At 31.9% G+C, this 797-nt stretch carries 1 protein-coding gene and 1 pseudogene; both read right to left on the bottom strand.

Translation table 11 applies throughout. From position 1 onward, the window contains the following. On the bottom strand, window positions 1-288 hold a 288-nt coding region (locus AC1DTM_RS29700; protein WP_477001613.1), incomplete at its 3' end, for a glycerol-3-phosphate acyltransferase. Between the two features lie 308 nt (window positions 289-596). After that, window positions 597-797: pseudogene (locus tag AC1DTM_RS29695) on the bottom strand (DUF3974 domain-containing protein); the annotation flags it as partial.

Below are 797 nucleotides of genomic sequence, written 5' to 3'. Positions count from 1 at the left end.
AATATGTCCAATGATAACGGCCAATAATGCCAGCATTACGAATGTAGCATCTTCAAAAAGGTATTTTGCTATATAAACTACAATTGCACCTTTGATCGCATCACCTATAAATGTAGCGACAAAATACCCTTTTCCATATACTCGCCCCATATTTCTTGCACCAGGATTTCCGCTTCCTTCATCACGAATATCAACGTTATGTCTCCATTTTGTTACTATATAAGCGGTCAATATGTTTCCAAATAAATAAGAAGCCACTACATACAACAATTGCATACTATTAATCATGTAATCATTCACTTTCTACATGGGAATACTTATATACTATTCAATTATTATGTATATTGTACTTTTCTGACTCTACATCCCTTTATATATTTTAACATCATATTTTTACAAATCATACAAAAAATCTCATTCAGCTATTTGTACTTTAATGTATATTTCCTTCATCAAATAATATGTTCTTTTCGCTGCCATTTCTGATTGTGATACAAATGTAACTTCTCCCATACAATTTTTAAAATTATCAACTTCCTCAAATTCACAAAAAACCGCCTAAAAGCCGAAACATTCAACTTTTAAGGCGGTTTTTTCTATTTATTCTTAAACTTCTCAGTCGCTGCTCTCATCTTTACATTCAAATCGTGATCAATGGAATCACGAATGTCTCGCTCTACTACTTCCATTTCTTTTTGGAAATTTTGCAAGTATATTTTTAGTTCTTCTTCTTTTTCAGGACGTTGTGATGGTGGTAATTGTACCACTAATGATAGCATCGCTGTTAAATCTTTCAT

The sequence above is a fragment of the Bacillus sp. P4_D3 genome, from assembly GCF_056401855.1.
This window is presented reverse-complemented; position numbering and strand designations above follow the sequence as displayed.